Origin of the sequence: Chryseobacterium viscerum, assembly GCF_025949665.1 — a bacterium.
In the GTDB taxonomy this organism is placed as follows: Bacteria; Bacteroidota; Bacteroidia; order Flavobacteriales; family Weeksellaceae; genus Chryseobacterium; species Chryseobacterium viscerum_A.
This window is the reverse complement of sequence record NZ_JAPDFT010000001.1, coordinates 2,765,611-2,789,275: the sequence shown is the minus strand read 5'-3', so window position 1 is coordinate 2,789,275 and position 23,665 is coordinate 2,765,611. Positions and strand designations below refer to the sequence as shown.

18 protein-coding genes are annotated in these 23,665 nt (G+C 36.5%); 13 read left to right on the top strand and 5 right to left on the bottom strand.

Translation table 11 applies throughout. From position 1 onward, the window contains the following. Positions 1–112: 112 nt before the first annotated feature. Both OL225_RS12600 and OL225_RS12595 read left to right on the top strand, forming a co-directional pair. The gene (locus OL225_RS12600) at positions 113–2,926 is read left to right on the top strand and encodes a T9SS type A sorting domain-containing protein (protein WP_264518487.1); all 2,814 of its coding nucleotides are present in this window, start codon (positions 113–115) and stop codon (positions 2,924–2,926) included. Positions 2,927–3,097: 171 nt separating this feature from the next. After that, the gene (locus OL225_RS12595) at positions 3,098–5,422 is read left to right on the top strand and encodes a fibronectin type III domain-containing protein (RefSeq protein WP_264518486.1); all 2,325 of its coding nucleotides are present in this window, start codon (positions 3,098–3,100) and stop codon (positions 5,420–5,422) included. 177 nt (positions 5,423–5,599) lie between these two features. Here OL225_RS12595 and OL225_RS12590 read toward each other — a convergent pair whose 3' ends face one another. Both OL225_RS12590 and OL225_RS12585 read right to left on the bottom strand, forming a co-directional pair. Beyond that, positions 5,600–5,758, bottom strand: coding sequence for a hypothetical protein (locus OL225_RS12590; protein ID WP_156118404.1), 159 nt, complete (start codon positions 5,756–5,758; stop codon positions 5,600–5,602). A gap of 43 nt (positions 5,759–5,801) precedes the next feature. Beyond that, on the bottom strand, positions 5,802–6,629 hold the full coding sequence (locus OL225_RS12585) for an ion transporter (protein WP_047377013.1): 828 nt from the start codon (positions 6,627–6,629) through the stop codon (positions 5,802–5,804). Positions 6,630–7,301: 672 nt separating this feature from the next. Between OL225_RS12585 and OL225_RS12580 the strand changes: the two genes are divergently transcribed. From OL225_RS12580 to OL225_RS12570, 3 genes are all read left to right on the top strand, one after another. Continuing rightward, positions 7,302–7,727: a hypothetical protein gene (locus OL225_RS12580; protein WP_264518485.1), complete on the top strand. Its 426-nt coding sequence runs from the start codon at positions 7,302–7,304 to the stop codon at positions 7,725–7,727. Positions 7,728–7,857: 130 nt separating this feature from the next. Further along, positions 7,858–8,955, top strand: coding sequence for a Nif3-like dinuclear metal center hexameric protein (locus OL225_RS12575; protein WP_264518484.1), 1,098 nt, complete (start codon positions 7,858–7,860; stop codon positions 8,953–8,955). Positions 8,956–8,957: 2 nt separating this feature from the next. Then, positions 8,958–9,734, top strand: coding sequence for a zinc ribbon domain-containing protein (locus OL225_RS12570; RefSeq protein WP_047377010.1), 777 nt, complete (start codon positions 8,958–8,960; stop codon positions 9,732–9,734). 332 nt (positions 9,735–10,066) lie between these two features. Here OL225_RS12570 and OL225_RS12565 read toward each other — a convergent pair whose 3' ends face one another. Continuing rightward, entirely contained in the window at positions 10,067–11,845 is a 1,779-nt protein-coding gene (locus OL225_RS12565) for an AMP-dependent synthetase/ligase (protein ID WP_047377009.1), read from the bottom strand. A 368-nt stretch (positions 11,846–12,213) separates the two neighbouring features. Here OL225_RS12565 and OL225_RS12560 point away from each other — a divergent pair, with 368 nt between their 5' ends. Together OL225_RS12560 and OL225_RS12555 are read left to right on the top strand one after the other, a co-directional pair. After that, positions 12,214–13,353, top strand: coding sequence for an acyl-CoA dehydrogenase family protein (locus OL225_RS12560; protein ID WP_047377008.1), 1,140 nt, complete (start codon positions 12,214–12,216; stop codon positions 13,351–13,353). A gap of 22 nt (positions 13,354–13,375) precedes the next feature. Beyond that, positions 13,376–13,741, top strand: coding sequence for a hypothetical protein (locus OL225_RS12555; RefSeq protein WP_047377007.1), 366 nt, complete (start codon positions 13,376–13,378; stop codon positions 13,739–13,741). Between the two features lie 268 nt (positions 13,742–14,009). Here OL225_RS12555 and OL225_RS12550 read toward each other — a convergent pair whose 3' ends face one another. After that, the gene (locus tag OL225_RS12550; protein ID WP_264518483.1) at positions 14,010–14,954 is read right to left on the bottom strand and encodes a DUF4349 domain-containing protein; all 945 of its coding nucleotides are present in this window, start codon (positions 14,952–14,954) and stop codon (positions 14,010–14,012) included. Positions 14,955–15,398: 444 nt separating this feature from the next. Beyond that, positions 15,399–16,994, bottom strand: a complete 1,596-nt coding sequence (locus tag OL225_RS12545) for a peptide chain release factor 3 (protein WP_264518482.1) — start codon at positions 16,992–16,994, stop codon at positions 15,399–15,401. Between the two features lie 221 nt (positions 16,995–17,215). On the opposite strand from OL225_RS12545, the gene OL225_RS12540 reads away from it, so the two are divergent. The 6 genes from OL225_RS12540 (at position 17,216) to OL225_RS12515 (ending at position 23,556) form a co-directional block, all read left to right on the top strand. Continuing rightward, positions 17,216–18,046, top strand: a complete 831-nt coding sequence (locus OL225_RS12540; protein ID WP_264518481.1) for a CPBP family intramembrane glutamic endopeptidase — start codon at positions 17,216–17,218, stop codon at positions 18,044–18,046. Positions 18,047–18,087: 41 nt separating this feature from the next. Next, positions 18,088–18,663, top strand: a complete 576-nt coding sequence (gene rdgB / locus OL225_RS12535) for an RdgB/HAM1 family non-canonical purine NTP pyrophosphatase (protein WP_407293451.1) — start codon at positions 18,088–18,090, stop codon at positions 18,661–18,663. 68 nt (positions 18,664–18,731) lie between these two features. Continuing rightward, the gene (locus OL225_RS12530) at positions 18,732–19,646 is read left to right on the top strand and encodes a ribonuclease Z (RefSeq protein ID WP_264518480.1); all 915 of its coding nucleotides are present in this window, start codon (positions 18,732–18,734) and stop codon (positions 19,644–19,646) included. A gap of 7 nt (positions 19,647–19,653) precedes the next feature. Further along, positions 19,654–20,424 (top strand): TIGR02757 family protein, encoded by a 771-nt coding sequence (locus tag OL225_RS12525; RefSeq protein WP_413541852.1) that lies wholly within the window; start codon positions 19,654–19,656, stop codon positions 20,422–20,424. An 11-nt stretch (positions 20,425–20,435) separates the two neighbouring features. After that, on the top strand, positions 20,436–20,990 hold the full coding sequence (locus tag OL225_RS12520; protein WP_047377002.1) for a DUF1003 domain-containing protein: 555 nt from the start codon (positions 20,436–20,438) through the stop codon (positions 20,988–20,990). Between the two features lie 205 nt (positions 20,991–21,195). Beyond that, on the top strand, positions 21,196–23,556 hold the full coding sequence (locus OL225_RS12515; protein ID WP_264518479.1) for a choice-of-anchor L domain-containing protein: 2,361 nt from the start codon (positions 21,196–21,198) through the stop codon (positions 23,554–23,556). Positions 23,557–23,665 lie beyond the last annotated feature (109 nt).

Genomic DNA, 23,665 nt, shown 5'->3' with positions numbered 1-23,665 from the left:
ATAACATGAAACGACAGCTAAACAGCTGTCGTTTTTTTATTTTTAAACATTCTGAAAAAGTGTTTTAAATTATTGTAAATTCGTAGACGTATTAATAACCAAAAACTTATACATGAAGAAAATCTTATTTTTATGCTTACTGATGGTGAGTATTGTACTAAGTGCTCAAATCAAATTAGGCGCAGGAAGTACAGACACGGGTAATGCTCCGGTCAATAGTGGTTTTACCTTCTCTTATTCTCAGCAGATTTATACAAAACAAGAAATCAATGCTGATACAGCCGGGAATATTACCGGGCTTAAATTTTACTTAACGTCTTCTGCAAACCCTGCATATTTATCAAACTGGGTAGTGTATTTGGGGCACACCACAAAAAACTCTTTAGATTATCAGACAGGTTGGATTCCTGTTGCAGAAATGACACAAGTTTATTCAGGTACAGTGACAAATGTAAACGGAGTTGTAGAGGTGACATTTACGACCCCTTTCCCATATGATAATGCAAGAAATTTGGTTGTTGCAGTAGATGAAAATGGATTTAATTCTAATTCAAATAATCCGTTTTTTGTGTATAATACTATGGAGCAGGCTCTTTATACTGAGAGTAATACTGTTAATCCGGACCCTGCCAATCCTCCAATTGGCCATTTTTTACCTTATAAGCCTGTGGTGAGTCTTATGGGGTTAGTTCCTAATCCATTACCGGATTGTCCGATCATCAGTTATCCTGCAAACAATGCTTCGTCTGTACCGGTTCTTCCTAATTTTACGTGGGTTGCTGTACAGGGAGCTACAAGTTATAAAGTTTCTGTCGGAACAACTCCAGGAGGAACAGATATTGTTAATCAACAGTCGGTAACGACAACAAACTTTACTCCGTCATCTCCACTTTTAGCAAGTACAGTTTATTATCTTAAAATAACAGCAGTAGGGCCGGCAGGAGAGTCTTCCGGTTGTGTTAATCAGAAATTTACAACAGTGCCGGGTATACCCTCCAATGATGAGTGTATGAATGCTATAACTCTGCCTGTAAATCCAGATCTGAATTGTATTGACTTTACTTCTGGAACTACTGTGATGTCAACTGTATCGTCTCCTGCATCATCATGTAGTACGAGTACTGGTGACGTATGGTATAAGTTTACAGCTACTTCTTCTACGCATACAGTTAATCTTAAGGAGGTAACCTCTGTACCATTAGGAGGTGGGTATGTTTATTTTCAGGTTTTAAAAGGTGATTGTGGTAATTTGACAAGTATATTATGTTCTGGTTCTGGATGTGGTTATGTGACAAGTGCATCCTGTCCTGTTTCTGTTGTTAATAACCTTACTGTAGGAGAGACCTATTATATAAGAGTATTTAGTGGATCAGGCTATTCATCTCATAAATTTGATATATGTGTAGGAACAGTTCCACCGCCGCCATCCAATGATAATTGTATCAATGCTATAAGTGTTCCTGTGAATTCTGGGATGGATTGTATCAATGTTACTTCCGGAACGACTTTATCATCAACGAAGTCTGCTGTATCTTGTGACAATTTCTCCAGATATGATGTGTGGTATAAATTTATAGCAACCGATACCAAGCATATCATTAAATTGATTAATAAAGTTGCTGTGGGAGAACCAAACTCTTTGGGAGGATTAAATTTTAATGTGCTTGGTGGCAGTTGTGCTAATCCTGTATGTGTAGGAATAGGAGGGGCTGTTGGACTTGTTACTGGTTTTACGGTGGGAGAAACTTATTACCTCAGAGTATTTGATGTACAAGGAACACCCCAATCGGGTTTCAATTTTGATTTATGTATTACAAAAGATTTGACACCGCTTCCAGCAAATGACGAATGTGCAAATGCGGTCTCTTTGGTCGTTAATCCGGATTTGACCTGTGTCGGGGGACTTGAAGGAAGTACTTTGGGAGCAACAGTTTCAGCGATGTTACCAGCAGCTTCGTGTGCCGGAATTGGGGTTCAGAATGATGTTTGGTTTAAATTTGTTGCCACAGGAACCAGCCACAGAATTAGTTTTAAAAATATTATTGATGTTGGAGTGAGTGGTACACAACAAGATATACGATTTGAGGTTTTCAAAGGTAGCTGCGGGGCTTTAACAAGTGTAAAATGTGGTGGAAGCGTTAATAGTTCTAGTTATATTAATAATGTTTCAGGATTGATTGCGGGTGAAACCTATTATATAAGGGCATACAGTACAGGTATTGGTATTGCTGTCAAATTCAATATATGTGTAGGAACATTGCAGCCTCCTGTTAATGATGATTGTACTGGTGCTTTGCCGGTTTCAAATTTCCCATATACTTATACGCAGATTGATGCTGAGCATACTACCAATAATAACGGATTTATAAACTCTTGCAATTCTGCAATGAATGACGGAACATGGTTTACTTTCGTGGGTGATGGTTTTCTGCATAAGATTACAGTTTCAAGACCTTTAAATAGCAGATTTAATTTTGGTATTGGTGCATATAAAGGAAGTTGTGGAAACTTGACGTGTGTAAAAAGAGTAGATTTTACTGGTTCAAGCCCAGTTATTATGGATTTGCCAACTGTTGCGGGAACCGTTTATTATATAAATATTGGAGATCGGGATTACTATACCGATACAGTAGAAGGTATTTTTACTATTACTATAGAAAAAGTAACCAGTCTTGGTACTTCTGAGGTTTCCCAAAATACGGAAAGTATAGAAGTGTATCCAAACCCATTTACAAACGTACTGAATATTGCAAAACCAGATAAAGTAAAATCAGTTTCCATTCTGGATTCTACCGGAAGACTGATTAAAACAATTGAAAAACCTTCTTCTGAACTTCAATTGAGAGATCTGAAAGAAGGATTGTATTTAGTTGTTTTGAATATGAAAGACGGATCTAAACAAACCGTTAAAGCAATTAAAAGATAAATAAATTCTTAAAAAAATAAAAAAAGCGACTGCTCAATTTGGGCAGTCGCTCTTTTTTTTTACGGAATTGCCTTATGTTAAAAGAAAAGTGGTATTTGTTATTATATGATGAAAAAAATATTTTTTTTGTTGCTGATTTTCACTAGATTTGAGTAACTAATACTGATTTATATGAAAAACTTTTTACTCGTTGGTTTTTTAATAACTGGCTTTTTATCTTCCGCACAGACTTACTGTACGCCGGCATTTGCTAGCGGATGTAGTGGAGGGGATATGATAGACTCTTTTACCATTCCGGGTGCCGGATTTAATCATGCAGATACAGGCTGTTCTGTTGATTCGTATGGAGATTTTACTTCTATGACAATTAACCTTAATGCAGGTTTAAACTATGATTTTAGCGTTAAACATGGTTATAGTGATCAGAATGTACGGATCTGGATAGATTTTAATAATGACGGAACTTTTGATGATGCAGCTCCAGAGCTTGTAGCTTCAGCAAGCAGTACCCTTGTAGGAGCAAACAATATTACTTCAGGGCTTATAACAATTCCTTCTACCGTAACTCCGGGTACTTACAGGATGAGAGTAGGAGATAGATTCTCCAGTGATCCTATCCCCTGCAATATATCTGGCTATGGAGAAGCACATGATTATACAGTTGTAATAGGAGCGGTTCCTACCTGCTTTGCTCCAACCGGTTTAACGGTTTCAACAGTTACCACAAATACAGCTCAGATTGCGTGGACAGCACCAGCTTCTGCTCCGGGCAGCGGCTATGAATATTATTACTCAACATCCAATACATATCCTACAGCGGCTACTGTAGTTTCCGGAACCAGTAATGCTTTAACGGCTAATTTGTCTACACTTGCTCCGGCAACTGTTTACCACGTATGGGTACGTTCTGCATGCAGTACTACAGATAAGAGTGCATGGTCTCAAATGGCAACATTTATGACAGCTTGTGTTTCTGTAGGTGTGCCATACGCACTGGATTTCGAGAGTGTAACTCCTCCTGATCTCCCGAATTGTACTTCAGTAGTGAATGATGGGTCAGGAAATATGTGGGAAACTGGCGATCTGGACGCTCAAGGATTTACAGGAAATGTTCTTAAGTATTCTTATGACTATGCCAATAATGCTGATACCTGGTTTTTCACTAATGGAATCAACCTTACAGCAGGAGTTACTTACAGAGTCAAATATAAATATGCAAATGCAGAAGGATTTGTATATGCTGAAAAATTAAAAGTAGCCTACGGAACTTCAGCCACAGGTGCAGGAATGACCAATGCACTGGCAGATCACCCGAATGTAGTTACCAGTACTGCAACAAGTGCTTTTGTGAACTTTACACCAACAACTACAGGTGTATATTATATTGGATTCCAGGCATATTCTGATGCTAACATGAACAAGCTGTATGTAGATGATATTAATGTAGATGTTGCACCTGCTTGTAGTGAGCCAACTGCTCTGGCTATCTCAAATATTACTGCCGGAGGAGCTACGGTTTCCTGGACGGCTGCCACTCCCGTACCTGCAAACGGATATGACATTTATTACAGCACAACCAATACAGCTCCTACAGCGGCAAGTACACCAAATTTCACAGGAGTTACAGCAATTACTTATAACATTCCAGGTTTAGCACCAGACACTGTCTACTATGTATGGGTGAGATCTGCATGTAGTGCAACAAGCAAAAGTGCATGGAGCGATCCTGTTACATTTACTACATTATGTTCAAGTGCGAACCTTCCTTATCTTGTAGATTTTGAGAGTGTTACTACTCCGGATCTTCCTGGTTGTACTATGAATACCAATATGGGATCGGGGAATGACTGGGAAACTTCAGACCCACCTTCTGATAGCCAGGGATTTACCACCAATGTACTAAGGTATCATTATAATTCTTCCAATGCTGCCAATGCATGGTTCTTTACCCAAGGATTGAATCTGACAGCAGGAGTACAGTATACAATCAGCTATAAATATGGGAATAATTCATCAACTTATGCTGAAAAACTAAAAGTAGCTTACGGAACTTCACCGGTTGAATCTGCGATGACAAACTCAGTGGCAGATTATCCTTCAATCAACGATGAAATGGCTCATACAGAGTCTATAACGTTTACAGTTCCTGTTACCGGAGTGTATTTCTTTGGATTTAATGCCTATTCAGATGCAGACCAGTTTAATCTGTATGTAGATGATATAAGCATCAGCAATGCGAATCTGGCAACATCTGAAGTTTCTGCAGCGAAAAACAGTATCAAAGTATATCCTAATCCATTTACGGATGTATTAAATATTTCTGATGTGAAAAATGTGAAAAATGTATCAGTAACGGATGTTGCAGGAAGATTAGTGAAAACTATTGCAAACCCTGAATCTACAATACATTTAAGAGACTTAATGCAGGGCGTTTACTTAGTAACTTTAGAAATGAAAGACGGATCTAAGCAGACCATTAAAGCCATTAAAAAATAATTTATCATTTAAATAAAAAAGAAAGAGACGGGTCAGTGATGATCCGTCCTTTTTATTATAATGACATTGACAATCAATGGATCAAAAGAAAGATGAGCGAAATATTTCACTCATCTTTTTTATTTTGTACTAAAGTTCTAGTTGATTACAAATTATTTCCCCATCGCTCATTACTCATCATTTGTTGGGTACCGGTTGTATCTCTCCCTTATTCATAAGGTCAAAAACAGTAGGGAAGAACATTACTAATATAAAGTAGACGATGATCATCAGCACCACCAGTGCAAAAAGAATGATCACTAGACTATTCGGTTTGTTTTTCTTTTTTGGTTCCATGATTTTCTGGTATTTGGTGAATAAATTATATTGATATTCAATATCAAGCTAATTTCTTGCCACATTTCTTGCAATACCTTGCATCATCATCAATATCTTCGTTACCACAGCGTTCACAGATCAGTTCCAGGTTTTGTCTCTTGTTTCTCATTTCTGCCGTTACAATACCGGTAGGAACTGCAATAATAGAATAACCGGCCAGCATCAGAACAACTGCAAAAAACTTTCCTAAAGGTGTGATTGGGGATACATCACCATATCCTACAGTAGTTACGGTAACCACCGCCCAATAGATAGATTGTGGGATGGTTTCAAATCCCTGCCGCCCGCCTTCCACCATAAACATCAGTGATCCTACAATCACGGAGAATATAATCAGAAATAAAAGGAAGATGTAAATTTTTCTCGAACTGTTTTTCAGAGCCCTTACAATAAGGTAGCCGTCATTCATAAAATCCAGTAAGTTGAAAATCCTGAAAATCCTCAACATTCTCAGCATCCTGAAAATCAGGAAATACTTAGTGATAGGAAAGAAAAAGCTAAGGAAAAAAGGAACCAGTGCAAGAAAATCTATAACTCCGAAAAAACTGAAAATATAATTTCGTTTATTTTTTACCACTGCAATACGCATAGAATACTCAAGAGTGAAGAAAATTGAAATCACCCACTCCAGAATCAGGAAGGTATAATGAAACCTTTTATCAAGCTGAGGTACACTTTCCATCATAATGATAGCAGTACTTGCAAGAATTAAAGATAATAAGATGATATCAAACAGTTTTCCGAGCCTGGTATCGGAACGATAAATGATCCGGTAAAGGAATCTTTTCCAAAGTTTGTCCTCAGGAACAAGATTATGTTCTCTTTCCATTTATATAGGTTATTTCACAGCGAAGTTAGTAATTTCTATAAAGTATAGGGTAAAGATATGATTGTTAAAAGAATCCTGCAAATGTTAAAAGTATTTCTATCATTAAAAAGTGAATTATTAATACTTAATTTAATGATTTTCAATACATTATAATATACAAAATACAAATAAAATATGACATATAAAAATTTATTTTTTAACATAATACTAACTCAAGTTTGTAATTTTATCCAACAAAAGCTTTATATCATGAGAAAAATTTTAACCTTGTTTATTCTGTTTTTCATAAGCAGTTTTGTACACGCTCAGGTTGGGATTAATACTTGAACACCCAATGGTGCTGCAGTACTGGATATAGTCTCCAACCAGAAAGGGATTCTCATTCCTCGTCTTACTGATACTGACCGGGATACATACCTGGCAGATAATAACGCTTCCACAGTACCGCCTGCAGGTGTTGCGAATGCTAACCTTACTGCAGGAACACTTATTTTTAATACGACAACGAATAACTTCCAGTATTGGGATGGTACCCTCTGGAGACAGCTTTTTGTTCCCACATCTTCTCAGGCTGGTAACGACGGTGTCGTTAAAATAAATTCTGGAAACGCAAATGTAAAACCTTCATTCAGTTTAAGTGCAGCAGGAAGCGGGTATGGCCCAAGACAACAGGTGCTTTATGCCACACCGCTGGTCTTTGCAGCAAGTCCTACTACAAGCTGGCCGGAAACCACAGTTCCATTTCCGGGAGTTACATCCAATATTTATGTTGCTGCTACGGGTAAATGGAGGGAAAATGAAATTAACGGACAGGTCCATGTCTGGAGGGCTATCGCTACGATTACTCCGGGGTCCAACTCTTCAGGATCCGTAAAAGCTACTTTTAAAAACCCTGATTCCGGTTTTGAAATTAACTCTATCCAGTTGCTGCCAAGTGGTTCAAGTGGATCAGGTAACATCCTTACGTTCTATTTCTATACCATTGCAGATCCTGCGAGTCTTGATCCGGGAAGAGGCTATCAGCTTTTTATGGAAGCCGATATCAACTGTAGTGTGGTAATGGAATCCTTTACAAGAGTATCGCTTTTCAAAGATTAACAGTGTCTATTTATTTTTTTAATATCAAATTGAAACCGGCCGATGAAAGCCGGTTTTTTATTGAATCAGAAATATGCTTTGGATTTTTAGTAAAATTAATATCTTCGCTGTAACTGTAAAATATAAATTAATGAAGCTAAAAACTGTAATTGCAAAGATTGAAGAGGAAATAAGTATCAGACAGGCAGAAGATTTTGATAATGTAGGTCTGTTGTGTGGTATTTATGATCGTGATGTATCTGGGATTCTGGTTTGTCATGATGCTTTGGAAAATGTTGTAGATGAAGCTATTGAAAGAAACTGCAATCTTATTGTATGTTTCCATCCGATTATATTTTCCGGACTCAAATCTTTAACAGGGAAAAATTATGTAGAAAGAGCTGTTTTAAAAGCTATCGAAAATAAAGTGGCGATCTATGCCATTCATACAGCATTTGATAATGATTTCTTTGGGGTTAATTATGGAATTTGCAGTCAGTTGGGATTAAAGAATATGAAAATTCTTCAACCGAAAGAAAATAATTTAAAACAGCTGACGGTTTTTGTTCCGAAAGAGCATTCCGAAAAAGTAAAAGAAGCTATGTTTTCAGCAGGAGCAGGAAATATAGGTTTCTATGACGAATGCAGTTTTACGGTCAATGGTAACGGAACATTCAGACCGGTAGAGGGTTCAAATCCATTCTCAGGACAGCAGGGCATTCGTGAAAATGCAGATGAAGATATGATCTCTGTAATTTTTGAAGGCTTTAAACAAGGTCAGATTGTAGGAGCGATGAAAGCCGCACATCCTTACGAAGAAGTAGCTCACCAAATATACAGCCTGGATAATAAAAACCATCATGCCGGACTGGGAATGTATGGTGACCTGGAAGAAGAAATGGATGAAAAAGATTTCCTGGGGTTTGTAAAAGAAAAGTTTGGTCTTGAGGTGATAAAACATTCTTCATTTAACAATAAAAAAATCAAAAGAGTAGGGGTTCTGGGAGGTTCCGGAGCGAGTGGAATAAGATCTGCTGCTTCCAGGAAATGTGATGCTTATCTTACCGGAGATCTTAAATATCACGACTATTTTTTAGCTGAGTCTAAAATGCTGATTTGTGATATTGGCCATTATGAATCGGAACAATTTGTTACCCAACAATTATTTGAAATTTTATCACAAAAATTTAGTACATTTGCAATTTCAAAATCTATTGAAAAAACAAACCCAGTAAATTATTTCATTTAAATATGGCAAAAACCAACGATATTTCAGTTGAAGAAAAATTAAGAGCTTTATACGATTTACAGATCATTGATTCAAGATTGGATGAAATCCGAAATACTAGAGGAGAATTGCCAATTGAAGTTGAAGATCTTGAAATCGAGATTGAAGGTCTTGAAAAAAGAGCTGAAAAATTTCATGCTGATATCAAAGATCAGGACGATCAGATCAAAACAAAGCATGAAGTTATTAACCATGCTAAAACTTTAATTGAGAAGTACAAATCTCAGCAGGATAATGTAAGAAACAATAAAGAGTTTGAAGCATTAGGAAAGGAAATGGAATTCCAGGATCTGGAAATTCAGCTTGCTGAAAAAAGAATTAAAGAATTCGGAGTGAAAATTGCTCACAAAAACGAAACTTTAAGTGAACTGAATACTAAGATCGACGATTTGAAAAGCCACTTGAAATTCAAGAAAGAAGAATTAGATGGTCTTATCTCTGAAACTCAGAAAGAAGAAGAATATCTTTTAGAGCAATCTAAAGAATATGCAGGTAAAATCGATGAGAGATTATTGGCTTCTTACAACAGAATCAGAACAAATTCTATTAACGGTCTTGCAGTAGTAGGATTAGAAAGAGGAGCTCCAAAAGGATCTTTCTTCACCATTCCGCCTCAAAAGCAAATGGAAATTGCTCAGAGAAAGAAAATTATTATTGATGAGCATTCAGGGAAAATCCTTGTTGATGACGAACTGGTAATGGAAGAAAACGAAAGAATGAAATCTGTAATTAAATTCTAATTATTGATTTTAAAACAATACAAAAGCTGTTTCATTTCTGAAACAGCTTTTTTGTGTATATGTAATAGGAACAGGCTTACCCCGTTTAAACTTTTAGCATAATGTATTTTTTGCGGTGTCTCTGTCATTCCGCAGAAATCTCAACTCTACTTTTTGATTATAGTATGGATTCCTACGGAATGACAAAGGTTGGCTATAATTAGATTAAAAAAATCAATGGTGGTGAATCAATAGAAACGGGCTTTAGCCCGTTTAACTAAAAAAATAAATCTTCCTATTGGCTTTAGCCAAAACAGAAAAAAACCGCCTCAAAATGAAGCGGTTGATATTATTTACTCATGATGATCATACATCTTATTATACAAAGCAATAAACTTCTCTTTTACTGCCTTTCTTTTTAGTTTTAAAGTTGGAGTAAGCAATCCGCTTTCAATGCTCCATACTTCAGGAGTAAGCTCAATCTTTTTAATTTTTTCCCAGTTTCCAAGATGTTCGTTGATTCCTTCGATTTCCTTTTCAATCCTTTGCTTCAGCTCAGTACTTTTTGCAATCTCTTCTGGTGTAGAGCCTATATTCAGATTATTTCTCATAGCCCAGCTTTTTGCAAATTCAAAATCAGGCTGTACCAAAGCACATGGCATTTTTTCACCATCACCTACAACCATGATCTGTTCTATGAACTTAGAAGCTTTTGCTAAATTTTCAATCGTCTGTGGGGCAATATATTTTCCACCAGAAGTTTTGAACATTTCTTTCTTACGGTCAGTGATCTGTAAAAACCCGTCACTATCAATATGTCCGATATCTCCGGTTTTGAAAAACCCATCTTCTGTAAAGGCTTCTTTGGTCATCTCTTCATTTTGGAAATACCCTTTGAAAACAGATGGTCCTTTTACTGTAATTTCACCATCTTCCTGGATCTTTACTTTTAAATTATCCAATGGAATACCTACCGTTCCTACTTTCATTTTCTCAAAGCTGTTTACGGAAATTACCGGGGAAGTTTCTGTTAAACCATAACCTTCCAAAATTGGAATTCCTGCATTTTGGAACATTAAGTTAAGTCTTGTAGATAATGCCGCAGATCCTGAAACTAATGTCACAATTTCACCGCCTAAACCTTCTCTCCATTTGGAAAATACCAGTTTGTCTGCAATGATTTCCTGAAGTCCGGATGGTTTCGAGATTACTTTTTTCTTGCTGATCAGATTCAAAGCCCAGAAGAATATTTTTGATTTTAATCCTCCGGCAGAAGATCCCGTATTGTAAATTTTATCATATACCTTTTCTACCAACCTTGGGACTACAGTCATATAATGGGGCTTCACTTCTTTCACGTTTTCCCCCATTTTCTCGATGCTTTCAGCAAAATAAAGAGAAAAACCGTTGTATTGATAGAGATAGAAAAGCATCCTTTCAAAGATATGGCAGATTGGCAGGAAGCTTAATGCTCTTGTTTCCTTATAATCCAAGCTCTTTTTCTTTGGAATTCTTGGAATAGCACCCAATACGTTTGAAACAATATTATTGTGAGTAAGCATTACTCCTTTAGGTCTTCCGGTAGTTCCAGAAGTATAAATAATAGTCGCAAGATCCTCTGTATTGATGGCATTGGAAAGGTCGTCTACTTCAATTTGTGTAGATTCATCTTTACCCAGATCCAGAATTTCTCTCCAGTTGGCAGCGCCGCTGATGTTGTCGAAAGTAAATATTCCCTGTAGACTTGGGATATTATGTTTTACTTTCATTACCTTAGTCAACAGCTCTTTGTCAGAAACAAAACAGTACTGAATTTCAGCATTGTTGAAGATAAATTCGTAATCTTCAGGTGAAATGCTCGGATAAACAGGTACAGAAACAACTCCGATCTGAGAAAGACCAAAGTCCATAATTGCCCATTCAGTACGGGAATTGGTAGTAATCAAAGCGATTTTATCACCCGGTTTTATGCCCAGCTTCAGTAACCCTCTGGATATCTTATTTCCCTCATTAATAAACTCCTGTGTAGAAGTTTTTTTCCACTCACCCTGATACTTAGTTACAAACATATCCGTTTTCGGATATTTTTCTAAAGCGTAGTGCGGAATATCGAATAATCTCTTGATCGTCATGATTTTTTAAATAATTTATAAAGAAATTTAAATATAAGCATTTTTTTTAATTGAAAACATAGGAATGTAATAATTAGGAATTAGTTAAATGCTTGCCATAATATATTGAATCAAAAAGAGGGCTGGAAGCCTTTAAAGGGTGGTTCCGGGGGCTCATTACAGATCCGGTATACCTTAACCTGCTGTTTTTACTTTCCCTCCTGAATTGGATGGTATTCCCGATTGGTAAACCGGGATGTCATTTGTAGGCACTTTGAACCTTAGAATCTGTTTCAACTCCCTTTTTCTGTGCGTTTTTCCTGTCTTTAATTTATTTTTTCAGATTTGCTTAAAAAGTGTAAATTTACGGCTATCTAATTATTTTTTTTATGGACTTTAATTTATCGGAAGAACAGCTGATGATTCAGCAGGCAGCAAGAGATTTTGCACAGAACGAACTATTACCTGGAGTGATTGAAAGAGACCGTGACCAGAAATTCCCTGCAGAACAGGTGAAAAAAATGGGAGAAATGGGACTTTTAGGAATGATGGTAGATCCACAATACGGAGGAGCAGGTATGGACAGCGTTTCTTACGTGCTGGCAATGGAGGAGATTGCAAAAGTGGATGCTTCTGCAGCTGTTGTAATGTCTGTAAATAACTCATTGGTTTGTGCCGGTCTTGAAAAATTTGCTTCTGAAGAACAGAAAGTAAAATATCTTACTCCATTGGCTAGCGGGCAGGTAATAGGAGCATTTGCATTATCTGAGCCTGAAGCTGGTTCTGATGCTACTTCTCAGAAAACAACTGCTGAAGACAAAGGAGATTATTATCTTTTAAACGGAATCAAAAACTGGATCACCAACGGTGGAACAGCTACTTATTATATCGTAATTGCACAGACAGATCCTGAGAAAAAACACAAAGGGATCAATGCTTTCATCGTAGAAAGAGGATGGGAAGGATTTGAAATCGGATTGAAAGAAGACAAATTAGGAATCAGAGGAAGTGATACACACTCTTTGATCTTTAATAACGTAAAAGTTCCAAAAGAAAACAGAATTGGTGCTGATGGATTCGGGTTCAACTTTGCAATGGCTGTATTGAACGGAGGTAGAATCGGTATTGCTTCTCAGGCTTTAGGTATTGCTTCAGGAGCTTACGAACTGGCATTGAAATATGCTAAAACAAGAAAAGCTTTCAAAACTGAGATCATTAACCACCAGGCTATTGCATTCAAATTGGCTGATATGGCAACTCAGATCACAGCGGCAAGAATGTTATGTTTCAAAGCAGCATGTGAAAAAGATGCAGGAAAAGATATCTCTGAAAGTGGAGCTATGGCGAAACTATACTCTTCTCAGGTAGCAATGGATACTACTATTGAAGCAGTACAGATCCATGGTGGATACGGATACGTGAAAGAATACCATGTAGAAAGATTAATGAGAGATGCAAAAATCACTCAGATCTACGAAGGAACTTCTGAAATTCAGAAAATTGTGATCTCAAGAAGTATCGCGAAATAACATTTTATAAAACACACTACCTATGAAAAAATCTTTGTGGATCATCCTCGGTGTTGTACTGTTGTTACTAGGTGTATTTGTCTGGTATAAGTACTATTTTGTTTTCGGAGAAGGGGTAAAATCCGGATACCTGAACTATGCTATGAAAAAAGGTTATATCTTCAAGACCTATGAAGGTAAGCTGATTCAGGAAGGCTTCGGGAGAGGAAAAACAGGAACAATTACAAGCTATGAGTTTGAGTTTTCTGTAGATGATCCTGAGATTTTCAAACAATTGGAAACGAACAGCGGTAAAACCTTTGATCTGCATTACAAAGAATACAATGGTGCTCTTCCATGGAGAGGAAATACAAAGTTTGTCGTAGACAAAGTAGTGAATATGAAATAAAACAAATAAGGCTCTCAATCTGAGGGCCTTATTTTACACCAAATCACAAAATATTAATATATGAAATAAAAATTTCCAAACTTATTTTGAATCTTGTTTGACAACAAAGATTCATCACATTTTGCTTCTACTTAAAGTTAAAAGGAATTTTCCAGATAAGCAAACTGTTTCACTGAATATTTGATAAAATTAGACATTAGAATTGAAATTCAATTCTAAACCTCATTAAAAAAACATTAAAAATCCACCCTGAAGATGGATTTTAAACTTAGTGAGAGTCGTTATGAGGAATATTTTTATTTTTCTTTTTGTAAAAGTAATATCCAATACCGGCAATAAGAAATAAAGGCCATAACGGAAGAATAAAGAGGAAAATAGAAGTGATTACCTCCCAACCTGATTCAATGGCTGCCAATGATTTTCCACCGAAAGTTTTAGGTTCTTTTTCTGTTTGAGCCTTATCACTGATATTTACATTGATCGTACAGATTGTATTGTCTGTATAATTACGCCCTGAAACCTGAATATCCTTAGTATCTATGTCTCCAACATTATTGTTGATGGCATCCATTAAACCATCAAAATGCTGGATTGGAACTTTGATATCAAGGCTGTATGTCTTTTGATTCTCTCCATAAGGGCTGGCAGATTCCACATAAGAAAGATTTTCACTTTTGATGTAGCCGTTGTTTTTATGGGCTTCTTCTCTGATGATTTCCTTCACAGTTTCCGCATTCTCCGCTTTTATAACAAGATACCCTGATTTTACCATTTTATCTTTTGGCATATTCAGTTCATAACTGTCATTTTTAGGCTTGTCTTTATAAATGATTTTGGTTTCTTTAATCACCTTTGGAGCCGGAGTTTTTACTGCTATTTTTTCAGATGGTTTTTCAGCAGAATCTTTTTTCTCTAATTTGGATTCCAGTTTTGTAGTGGCTATTTTCTCAGATAAGGAATCCGCCATCTTCGAGGTGTTTTCTATTTTTTGCTGGATGTCGTTTTTAGTACTCTCAAAATCTTTTATTTTAATACTGGCAGAATCCATAATCTGGTTTGCTGTTTTACCTGCATTGTCAATGGTTTCTGTAGCAGCAGTAGCAGTACTGTCGGCTGTATTAATAACTTCATTGATTTTATTTTGTGCTGCTTCTCCTTTTTTACACATAATGAAGGTGCCTGATACAGCAATAAGTAATATGAACTTTTTCATAACATTAATTTTTTTGATGAAGTAAAATTAGTAGGGAAGTTCTTGTAAAGATTGTAAATAGAATGTATTGTGCTGGTAAAGTGCTAACTGTTTTATTTTCAGTATTTTGTATTTGTTTTACAAAAGATTTACAAAGTAGTTTCCCTGTTTAGGATACTAAAAGAGTAGGATATGTGTTCTTGGAGTGTTTGATAACAAAGTTTTATTAGATTAGATTCCTGCGGAATGACAAACAGAGCGATAAATTTATCCATACACTTTGTCATTCCGCCAAATATTAGTTCAGTAACCTAAAAATTCCCCTCCTCTGGAGGGGTGGCAAAAATTCAACGAATTTTTGACGGGGTGGTTTTAAAAAATACATAATAAAAAAATCCGCAGAAAACTTCTGCGGATCTATATTGTAAACAATTTCGGCCTTTTGTGATTTTGCCTGTTTATTTCTTAATTTTCCTGGAACTCACTAATGAAATGTAATTTTACATTCGGGAATTTCTCCTGTGTCATATGAATGGTGAAAGATGAGTCTGCAAGAAATACCAGTTGATTGTATTTATCTCTTGCCAGGAATCTTTGCTTTAATCTTGCAAATTCTTTGAATTCTTCAGATTTTTCATCTGCTTCTACCCAACATGCTTTGTGCATAGATAGAGGCTCATAAGTACATTTTGCACCATATTCATGTTCCAGACGGTATTGGATAACCTCATACTGAAGTGCTCCTACAGTTCCGATAATTTTCCTTCCGTTCATTTCAAGCGTAAATAGCTGTGCAACCCCTTCATCCATCAGCTGGTCAATACCTTTTGCCAATTGCTTAGCTTTCAACGGATCGTTGTTGTTGATATAGCGGAAATGTTCAGGAGAGAAACTAGGAATACCTTTGAAGCTCAATTTTTCTCCTCCTGTAAGTGTATCTCCGATTCTGAAACTTCCGGTATCATGTAAACCTACGATATCACCAGGGAAACTTTCTTCCACTACCTCTTTTTTATCTGCAAAGAATGCGTTAGGAGAAGAGAATTTCATTTTTTTACCCTCTCTTACCAATAAATAGTTCTCATTTCTCTTGAATGTTCCTGAAACAATCTTTACGAAAGCAAGTCTGTCTCTGTGTTTAGGGTCCATATTAGCATGGATTTTGAAAACAAATCCTGTGAAAGTGCTTTCTTCAGGTTTTACAAGACGCGTATCACTTTCTTTTGGCTGCGGCATTGGAGCAATATCAATGAAAGCATCCAGTAATTCACGTACTCCGAAGTTATTTAAAGCTGAACCGAAGAATACAGGCTGAAGATCACCTTTCATATAATCATCACGATTAAATTCAGGATAAACAGATTGAATAAGATCAAGTTCTTCTCTTAAAGTTTTGGCTGCTTTTTCACCAATCACTTCATCAATAGAAGTATCATTGATGTCATCAAACTTGATAGAATCTCCAACTTTCTGTTTTTTCTCCTCTAAGAATAACTGAATATTGTTTTCCCAGATGTTATAAATCCCCTGGAAATCACTCCCCATACCAATTGGTAAAGAAAGCGGACAAACTGTTAGTCCTAATTTTTGTTCAACCTCATCCAAAAGATCGAAAGCATCTTTCCCTTCACGGTCCAATTTATTGATGAAAACCAACATAGGAATGTTTCTCATTCTGCAAACCTTAACAAGTTTCTCAGTCTGTTCCTCAACTCCTTTTGCAACGTCAATAACAACGATCACAGAATCCACAGCCGTTAAAGTTCTGTAGGTATCTTCAGCAAAGTCTTTGTGACCCGGAGTATCCAGGATATTGATTTTGTGGTCTCTATATTCAAAAGCCAATACGGAAGTTGCTACAGAGATCCCTCTCTGTCTTTCGATTTCCATAAAGTCGGAGGTAGCCCCTTTTTTTATTTTGTTGGATTTTACCGCACCCGCTTCCTGAATAGCACCACCGAAAAGAAGCAGCTTTTCTGTAAGAGTTGTTTTTCCGGCATCCGGGTGGGAAATAATCCCGAAGGTCTTTCTTTTTTGTATTTCTTTGATTAAGTCTGACATATCGTATTTTGAAGTTGCAAAAATCGGGATTTTTTGCGAGGTTTTCAAATTTAAATTACAACAATGCTTATCAGTATAGGGAGTGGGTGGGTAGTAGAGTTTGGAACCGGTTTACAAATGGCCGTTATAACGTCATTAAATAAATAAGAAATTCCTTTTTTAGTTGCCTGTAGCATTCAAAAAAATTATCTTTGTTTCTAATAAACTTTTACAGAGAAAGGATGGAAAATAGCAAATATCCGAAGTTTACGTTCACATGGTTTGGCGGTGTTGTTTTGGTGGTTGGATTATTTGTAGGAACAATGGCTGTTTCTTTATTCAGCACTTTTTGGAAAGTTGTTTTCAGGGAAAATATAGAATTGAAAGACTGGTTCCTTATGGTTGCAAATTCTGTAGGATTCCTTACTGCTATTGCCTTTTTTGATTTTTTCATCGTAAGGCGCACTACCCAAAAGAAGCTTAACTTCAACTTATCATCCGTTAACTTCTCTACCTATCTCCTTATTTTTCCAATGATGGCGGGAATGATGTTTATTTCTGAATTTATTGCCGCTCAGATTCCTACTACAGGACCTTTCTTTGGTGATTTTTATGAATATTTTACCCAGTTGATGAGCCAGCTGACAGATAATCCGGTGGTAATGATTATCATGACCGTAATCATGGCTCCGATTTTTGAGGAGATTATATTCAGAGGGATTATCCAGAAAGGATTGATTAATAAAGGAGTAAAACCCTGGAAAGCAATTTTGTATGCTTCCATTATTTTTGGAGTGGTTCACGGAAACCCATGGCAGTTTATCAGTGCAGTGATGCTGGGCTGTGTGCTGGGATTGGTATATCATAAAACAAAATCTTTACTAATGCCCATACTGCTGCATGCGTTTAATAATTTAACCCTGTCGCTGTTGGTACTTTATGGTAAAGATGAAAGTTTTGCAAAAGTTCTTAATGTTTCAGAATGGCTTGTACTGGCTGTAGGAATTATACTTTTCTCTTTATTCTATTATCTTTTTATGAAAAAGTATAAAGTGCATTATGCTGAAATGTAAGTAACCAGGTTAAAAAAGTAAAATTGAAAATGAATATAGAAATGGAATTATTAGTAGCTACACACAACGAACATAAAAAAGAAGAAATTCAACAGATCCTGGGAAGTGATTGCGTTGTGAAAAGTCTTACCGATTATCATATTCACGAAGAAATTGTGGAAGATGGAGACTCTTTTCATGCCAATGCCCTGATCAAGGCAAAATACTGCTTCGAAAAAACAGGTGTTCCAAGTTTGGGAGATGATAGCGGACTTGTAGTAGAGTCTTTGGATGGAAGACCTGGGATCTTCTCTGCACGTTACGCCGGAGATCACGATTTTGCGAAAAATATTGAAAAGGTGCTGGAGGAAATGCAAGGAATTGAAAATAGAAAGGCTTATTTCGTTACTGTTCTGTGCTACTATGATGAAAACGGAGCGCAATATTTTGAAGGAAGAGTTCACGGAAATTTACTGACAGAAAATAAAGGCTTCAAAGGATTCGGGTATGATCCTATTTTTGTTCCGGTAGGATATGAAAAAACCTTTGCAGAAATGGATCCGGAAGACAAAAACAAAATCAGCCACCGTAAGCAGGCCTTAGATTTATTTATGGATTTTTTAAAAGTGACTGATTAAGTTTAAATATCAGGGTGAACTACCCATTTAGATTTTCTGTCGTACATTTGTTATAATAAATTATTGATTTGAGTACTTATTTAACAATATTAGGCTTCAACTCAGCAATTCCGACTATCAATACATCACCCACAGCTCAGCTGCTGGAAATGGAAGAAAGGCTCTTCCTTATTGATTGTGGAGAAGGTACACAGGTACAGCTGAGAAAAGCAAAAGCAAGATTTTCAAAAATCAATCATATTTTTATCTCCCATCTTCATGGGGATCATTGTTTCGGGCTTCCGGGACTTATTGCTTCTTTCCGTCTTTTAGGAAGAGATACCCCGCTGCATGTTTATGGTCCGAAAGGTATTAAGAAGATGCTGGAAACCATTTTCCAGATTACGGAAACACACCGCGGTTTTGAAGTGGTATACCATGAACTGGATAAAGATTATTCCGAAAAAATATATGAAGACAACAGAGTAGAGGTATATACTATTCCGCTGGATCACAGGATTTACTGTAACGGTTACCTTTTTAAGGAAAAGCCGAAAGACAGACATCTTAATATGAAAGAAATTGCCAAATACAGTGAGATTGAAACCTGTGATTATCACAATATAAAAGCAGGAAAAGATTTTGTATTGAGTGATGGCTATGTTCTTAAAAACGAAATTCTGACTCTTGAACCTGCTCCGCCGGTATCCTACGCATTTTGCAGCGATACGCGTTACCTTGAAAGTGTGATTCCGATTATTAAAAATGTTACCGTTCTCTATCATGAATCGACATTTTTACATGATTTGAAGGAAATGGCTGATTATACAGGACATACTACGGCATTGGAGGCGGCAACGATTGCCCAGAAAGCTCAGGTTGAAAAATTAATTTTAGGACATTTTTCCAACAGATATGCTGATCTGACTGTGTTTACTGATGAAGCAAGAAATATTTTCCCCAATACATTTTTACCAAAAGCTTTGGAAAGTGTAAAGATTTAGAATGAATATGCTGAAATTTGAAGAACTCAGAGATTTTCTCAACGAAAAAGCAGATCAGTATAATACTCCTGATTTTATTGAAAATGATCCCATACAGATTCCTCATCGTTTTTCTTTAAAACAGGATATTGAAATTGCAGGATTTCTGGCAGCCACAATTTCCTGGGGAAACAGAAAATCAATCATTAATTCTGCGGATAAGATGCTTGATATTATGGGAAATTCTCCCTATGATTTTGTGATGAATTATTCAGAAAAAGATCTGGAAGCTATTCAGGATAAAAGTATTCACAGAACTTTCAATGGACAGGACTTTTCCTATTTCATCAAACAGTTCAACAGGATTTATAAAGAAAATGAAAGCCTGGAAAGTCTGTTTGAAGTAAAAGAGCCGGAGAATAATTTTCTCCACGCTATAGAACGATTCAGGAATGGATTTCTGGAAACAGAAAAACACAGAAGTCATAAACACATCAGTTCGCCTTACAAAAACTCTTCTGCCAAAAGGATTATTATGTTTCTGAGGTGGATGGTGCGTAAAGATAAGCGGGGGGTAGATTTTGGAATTTGGAAAAATATAGATCAGAAAAACCTTTCCATTCCTTTGGATGTGCATACCGGAAATATTTCCAGAAAATTGGGATTGGTTTCCAGAACACAGAATGACTGGAAAACGGTAGAAGAACTGGATGCTACCATTAGAAAATTTGATGAAGCAGATCCTGCAAAATATGATTTTGCATTGTTTGGATTAGGGGTAACCAAAGAACTGTTATAAAAATATAAAGGATGAAAAAATATAACGAAAAAACAGAAGTTCTTGAAAAAATAGCGGATAGTATTACATCATGGATAGGGTCTATTCAGTCTCTGATTGTACATACTTTGCTGTTTCTTACTTCGTTTTTGCTTCCAATGCTGCATATAGTGGATTTTGATAAGATGCTTCTGATTCTTACTACAGTGCTTTCTCTGGAAGCTATTTATCTGGCCATTTTTATCCAGATGTCGGTTAATAAAAGTCACGAGAAAATTGAAGATATCCAGGAAGATATTGAAGAGATCAGTGAAGATATTGAAGACATTCAGGAAGATATCGAAGAGATCAGTGAGGATATCGAAGAAATCAGCGAAGACATTGAAGAGATCAATGAGGATATAGAAGATATCCAGGAAGACATTGAAGAGATTAATGAAGAAGAGGAAGAAGAAGATCACAATGAAAGAGCAAAAAACGTAATATTGAGAAGTAATGTAAACTCTAATAAAAACGAAATAAAAGCATTAAAAGATATTATCTCTCAGCTGAAAAATGAAATTGAGCAATTGAAAAAAGAAGAATAGTTGTAACTGAATAATGATAATGAAATATAAACAGATCAATTGGGTTGATCTGTTTTTTATAAGTGGATTTTTATTCTAATGATTTGCGGAAAACGTAATAATAAGAAAAAAATATTATGAATCTAGGTGTTTATTTGAAAAATAGTAATGTTAAAGGCTGATTTGTTATTATTATTTTTGCTACATTTGAACAAATGAAAACAAAATGTTAATCTATAGACTAAAAAACTATTTTTTCCTTTTTTCTTTTTTATTGATTTCTGTTTCTGCACTTTCTCAAACAAGACCAGTCAGAAAATCAGAGAAGATAAAGCCTTCTGCTGCCAGTCTTAGAGCTGGAGCATTCATAGATGTGAATGTACCGCCTTACACACCTTCAAACTATACACCCGAGCAATTGGTGAAGAATATTTTGATCAATGGGGGTACCAACTGTACAACAGCCAATGTGACGAACGTTACAGTATCTCCTAATCATGATGTGACTAACAGCAATAGATTTTGGGGATATTTTCATAAAGGAACAACAAGCTTTCCTTTTACTGATGGGATTGTCCTTACTACAGGATACGCTTCGGAAGCTGGTAATAACTATGTATCAGCTGTTGGGCAATCAGTAGGAACAGGAAGTGATGCCGATCTTGTGGCAGCTACCGGAGCCAACGTTAGCTTAACGGATGCTGTAGCACTTGAATTTGATTTTGTACCCAATTCAAATCAGGTAAAATTTAATTATATATTCGTTTCTGATGAATATACATCCAACTATCCTTGTACAGGATATTCTGATGCTTTTGCATTATTATTAAAGAAAGTTGGAGATCCTACCTATACTAATCTTGCCATATTACCAGGTGGTGCAGGACCTGTAAGTGCAACCAATATTGTTCCTGCAGGAAATGGATTCAGCTGTGGACCTATCAATGCAACTTATTTTGGAGCTTTGGCGAATCCGCATCTGGTTATTAATTATTTTGGGAGAACAACTCCTTTAACAGCAGTGGCAGATGTAATTCCGGGACAAACCTATCACTTTAAAATGGTATTGGCAGATGCGAAGGATCCTTCCCATGACTCTGCTGTTTTCTTGGAAGGGGGATCTTTTGATGTCGGAATTAAAATTGTAGATGAGGCCGGAGCAGTTTTGCCAGGCAGCATCAACATGTGCGACAATACACCGAAACAATTGAAAGCACAGGTAGCAGCCATTCCGGGAATGACTTATCAGTGGTATAAAGATGGAGTTGCCATTCCGGGAGCAACCAGTGCTATTTATGTTGCTACCCAGCCAGGAGTATATACTGTAAAAGTAATGGTTCCGGGCAATCAGTGTCCTAGTGAAGCAACTATTACCATTGTTGGAGGAACAAGCCCTACAGTACAGAATGCTGAACTTAAGCTTTGTACAACACCAGCACTCAGTACCTTTAATTTAGAAACAGCAAAACCTCTGATTAGTACAACACAGGGAGCGGTATTCCGTTTTTATGCCAATCAGGCTGATGCGCAGGCTCAAAATAATAGCTATATCACCAATCTGACAACCTACAACGGTACAGATGGGCAGGTATTATATGTACTGGTTTCCAATGGTGCTTTCTGTAGTAAAATTGCAACCTTAACTTTAAGAAAAGAGGAAACTCCAACAGCATTGCTTACAGCTCCCCGATTAAAAATCTGTGCAGGTGAATCTGTATTATTAACAGCTTCCGGTGGAGTGACATACCAATGGAGTGATTCTGCAGCCACTACTGGCGGAATAAGAACTGTAAGTCCTACCCAAACCACTACATATACGGTATATGCTATCGGAGCACAGGGATGTAAATCTTTGCAGCCGGCACGTATTACGATTGAAGTAGTACCGGCTATCGTTTCAAACTTAAAAGGAGGACATATCTGCCAGGGAGATAAAATCATTCTGGATGCAGGTTCAGGCCCTGGATATACCTATCAGTGGAGTAATGGAGAAACAGGTCAGAGTATTACTGTTGCAACTCCGGGAGAATATTCAGTAATGATAAGCAATGGGGTATGTTCAAAAGAGTATAAGACACAGGTTATTAAAGCAGTGATTCCTGAAGTAATAAAAGTGGATTATAATGATAATGGAACAATGATTCTTACAGCAAGTAATCCAAGTAACGGTATTCTGGAATATTCAGTGGATAACGGAGTTACATGGCAGGCTTCAAATGTATTTAATAATGTCCCTAAAAATAAAGTCATTTCAATCAGGGTAAGAGTTAAGTTTACAAGCTGTGTAGGCTTCCTTGAATTCTTTACATTCGTTATGAAAAATGTGATTACTCCAAATGGAGATAACCTTAATGATAGTATTGATTTCAGTGGAGTTATTAATTATAAAAATTTCAGTGGACAGGTTTTTGACCGATACGGAAGAGAAGTCTTCAAAGCTGAAAAAGTGAGGCCATATTGGGACGGATATTTCCAGGGTAAAAAACTTCCTACTTCCACATACTGGTATCAGATAACCTTCGAAGATCCTGCGAGTAAGGAACTTACCGTGAAAACAGGATGGATATTACTTAAAAATATAGAATAATTAAAATTATAATCGAAAGACTGGCTATTTTGTCAGTCTTTTTTTATTATATTAAAATAAATAGAGTTGATATCCTAACATAAATAAATTTGCGTTAGTAATAATGTAA